This window comes from Microbacterium sp. H6, from assembly GCF_003314775.1.
GTDB classification, from domain to species: domain Bacteria; phylum Actinomycetota; class Actinomycetes; order Actinomycetales; family Microbacteriaceae; genus Microbacterium; species Microbacterium oxydans.
The window spans coordinates 17,725-21,559 of sequence record NZ_QOAY01000296.1 but is presented as its reverse complement, the minus strand read 5'-3'; the positions used below and the strand labels follow the sequence as shown (position 1 = coordinate 21,559).

3 protein-coding genes and 1 pseudogene are annotated in these 3,835 nt (G+C 69.5%); 3 read left to right on the top strand and 1 reads right to left on the bottom strand.

The features are described from left to right. From DSP71_RS19195 to csrA, 3 genes are all read left to right on the top strand, one after another. Window positions 1-925: flagellar biosynthesis protein FlhB (locus tag DSP71_RS19195; RefSeq protein ID WP_113681840.1), on the top strand; the 925-nt coding region annotated here is incomplete at its 5' end. Further along, complete coding sequence (locus tag DSP71_RS19190; RefSeq protein WP_058632698.1) at window positions 922-2,982, top strand: flagellar biosynthesis protein FlhA; 2,061 nt, start codon at window positions 922-924, stop codon at window positions 2,980-2,982. The genes DSP71_RS19195 and DSP71_RS19190, both read left to right, overlap by 4 nt. A gap of 4 nt (window positions 2,983-2,986) precedes the next feature. Beyond that, window positions 2,987-3,238 carry a carbon storage regulator CsrA gene (gene csrA, locus DSP71_RS19185; protein WP_046747374.1) on the top strand — a complete coding sequence of 84 codons (252 nt, stop codon included), beginning with the start codon at window positions 2,987-2,989 and terminating at the stop codon, window positions 3,236-3,238. Here csrA and DSP71_RS24350 read toward each other — a convergent pair. Further along, window positions 3,239-3,835: pseudogene (locus DSP71_RS24350) on the bottom strand (hypothetical protein); the annotation flags it as partial.

The window sequence follows — 3,835 nt, the reverse complement described above, 5'->3', positions numbered from 1 at the left end:
GGGGACGGAGCAGCTGCTCACGCTCGACTCCCTGGTCGCGGCGCCGACGCCGGAGGCCGCGCTCGCAGCGCTCGGCCGCGGCCTGGCCTCCGTGCTCCCGACGCTCACCGTGATGCTGACGGCCGTCGCGATCGTCACCCTGATCGGCGCGGTCATCCAGGGCGGTGTGCACCTGCGCCCTCTGACGGGCCGCTTCGAGCAGTTCAACCTCGTCAACGGCGTGCGCCGCGTGTTCGGCATGCAGGCTCTCTGGGAGGGCGCCAAGGCCCTCATGAAGACCGCCGCCATCGGCATCGCCCTCTGGTTCGTGATCGCGAGCCTGATGCCCGTGCTGACCGCGAGCGGGGCGCACTCCGTCACCCGAATGCTCGGCACCGCGAGCGAAGGCACGACCGCCCTGCTGCAGACCGCGATCGGCGTGGGGCTGGCCCTCGCCGCGATCGACATGTTCGTGGTGATGCGACGCAACCGCAAGCACACGCGCATGACCAAGCGCGAGATCCGCGACGAGAGCAAGAACTCCGAAGGCGATCCGCTCATCCGCCAGCAGCGCCGTTCACGGCAGCTCGCTGTCAGCCGCAACCGCATGATCGCGGCCGTCGCCGGCTCCGATGTGGTGGTGGTCAATCCCACCCACATCGCCGTGGCACTGCGGTACGAACCCGGCAGGGCCGCGCCCAAGGTGGTCGCGAAGGGCAGCGGCGTGATCGCGGAGCGCATCCGCGACGAGGCCGTGCGCGCCGGTGTCCCACTGGTGCGCGAGATCACCCTCGCCAGGGCTCTGCACGCCGCCTGCGAGCTCGGGCACGAGATCCCCGAAGACCTGTACAACGCCGTGGCCCGTGTGCTCGTGTTCGTCGACTCGCTGCGACGACGCGGGGCCGCCCGCGGCATCCACTCCCTTCCCTACCGGAGGACCGCATGAGACAGCTGCTTCCCAAGCTCGGAGTGCCGATCGGCGTCGTGGGCATCATCATGCTCCTCGTCGTGCCGGTGCCGCCGTTCCTGCTCGACATCCTCATCATCCTGAACATCATGTTCGCGCTCGTGATCCTGCTGACGTCGATGTTCGTGAAGAAGCCGCTCGACTTCTCGGTCTTCCCCTCGCTGCTGCTCGTGGCCACGCTGTTCCGCCTGGGGCTCAACGTGGCCTCCACCCGTCTGGTGCTCGGCGAGGCGTATGCGGGGCAGGTGATCGAGGCCTTCGGCGCCATCGCGGTCGGCGGCTCGCTCATCATCGGCGCCGTCGTGTTCCTCATCCTCGTCGTCATCCAGTTCGTCGTCGTGACAAAGGGTGCGGAGCGCGTGGCCGAGGTCGGCGCACGATTCACGCTCGACGCGATGCCCGGCAAGCAGATGGCCATCGACGCCGACCTGAACGCCGGACTCATCACCGATGCGGAGGCCCGCGAGCGCCGCGCCGAGGTGGCGGCCGAGGCCGACTTCTACGGAGCCATGGACGGTGCGTCCAAGTTCGTGAAGGGCGACGCGATCGCCGGTCTCGTCATCATCATCATCAACATCGTCGGCGGCATCGCCATCGGGATCGTGCAGCACGGCATGACGATCGACGAATCCGTGAGCACCTACAGCCTGCTGACGATCGGCGACGGTCTGGTCACGCAGATCCCCGCCCTGCTGATGGCCGTCTCCACCGGCATGATCGTGACCCGCTCCACGGCGGAGGCGGAGATGGGGACGGCGGCGTCCGCCCAGCTCGGCCAGTCCCGCAATGCGCTGATCATCGCCGGATGCGCCGCGATCATCATGTCGCTCATCCCGCACATGCCGATGCTGCCGTTCGTCGCGATCGGCGCGACGCTGCTGCTGATCGCGCAGCGGATCAAGGCCACCCAGAAACGCGAAGAGGCGGCTGCGGTGCAGAGCCCGTCGACGGTTCCGACCGACCAGCCGGAGGAGCTCATCGAGAAGATGCGTGTGCATCCGCTCGAGATCCTGCTCGCCCCCGACATCGTGGATCTGGTCACCGGGGGCCCGGACGACCTCCTCGCACGCGTGAAAGCCCTCCGACGCCGCATCGCCCTCGATCTGGGGCTGGTCGCGCCACCGGTGCGCACCCGCGACAGCATCGAGCTGCCGCAGGCGACCTACGTCATCCGGATCGCCGGGGTCGAGACCGGTCGCGGTACGGCACCCGTCGGGTCGGTGCTCGCGCTCGGACAGGGGTTGGACAGCCTTCCCGGCACGGCGACGCTCGACCCGGTCTTCGGTCTCGAGGGCAAGTGGATCCCCATGGAGATGCGCCACAGCGCAGAGTTCGCCGGGGCCACCGTGATCGACCGCGCGAGTGTGATCATCACGCATCTCTCCAGCGTCATCCACGCCCACGCCGCTCGACTGCTCAGCCGCGAAGACGTGCGCCAGCTCACCGACGCCCTCAAGCAGGTCTCGCCCGCTGCGGTCGAGGAGCTCACCCCCGCTCTGCTCTCGCTGGCAGAGGTGCAGCGCGTGCTGCAGGGCCTCCTGGCGGAGCGGGTCCCCATCAACGACCTCAGCCGCATCTACGAGGCTCTCGCGTTGCGGGCCAGGGTGTCCACCGAGCCGGAGGGCCTGATCGAGGCCGCCCGCGCCGCCCTCGGCCCGGCGATCGCCGCCCGTTTCGCCGATGCCGGAACCCTGCGCGTCGTCATGATCAACCCGCTGCTGGAGCAGGCCATGCTCGAGAGCCTGCGCTCGAGCGACGAGGGCAGTCAGATCGTGTTCGATCCGCAGCGTATGGAGACCGTGATCGAGTCCGTGAAGCACGCCGTCTCCTCGGTGCGGGAAGGCGGCGAGCCGGTACTCGTGTGCGCACCCTCGCTGCGACCGGCCGTGCGGCGCCTCATCTCCGCGCAGACCGACGGCCTCCCCGTGCTGTCGTACAACGAGGCGACTGCCGCGGCTCTCACGATCGAGACGGTGGGCGTCGTGCACGACATCCCCGCACCGGCGGTCGGCGTCGTCCCCGCAGCACTAGGCTGAACGAATGCTGGTGTTGACGAGGCGGATCGGTGAGAGCGTGCGCATCGACGGCGACATCGAGGTCACGCTGCTCGAGATCAAGGGCGACAGCGTGCGCATCGGCGTGAAGGCGCCGCGCGAGACGCGCATCCAGAGGACCGAGATCATCGAGGCCGTGGTCGCCGAGAACGTGTCGGCCGCCGCCGAGACGGGTGACGACGCCGAAGGCGCGATCGTCGCTGCCCTCGCGCGAGGACGAGAGACCCGCACGCGGTAGTCAGCCCGCCGGTCGCACGCCGATCAGGTCGTCCGCGTTGGCGCGCTTCCACTGATCGCCGCCCGCCGCCCTGGCTCTGACCGCGGCCCGGTCCGCCGCAGCCCGCAGCAGGTCGTAGTCGTAGCCGACGACGGACACGGGCGCCCAGCCGATGCTGGCGGAGGAGCGGATACCACTCGCGGAGGCTCCCCTCTCGAGCATGGCGATGCGGGTGAGCATGGCGCGCAGGTGATACCGCACCGCTTCGTCGCTGCCACGGATGATCACGACGGCCCGCCCGTCCTCGATCCGATCGGCGTCCGCCGATGCCGGCAGCGCGTCTTCGATGTCGTCGTGGAAGCGATCGACGATGCGGGCGAACTCCGCTCCGGTCGATGCTTCGCGGAGGTCGACCGGATCGTCGAGGCGGATGTCGAGGACGGACCACGGCTGGTCGTTCTGCGCTTCGGCTTTGCGCAGACGTCTGCGGGCGCGATCCGCCCCGTCGGTGCTGCGACCGGCAGCGGCCTTCTCCCCCACGCGCACCAGCAGCACGAGGGTGAAGGCCGCGCAGGTGCTCACCACGAGGGTCCCGACGGCGTTCATGCCGCGCAGCGC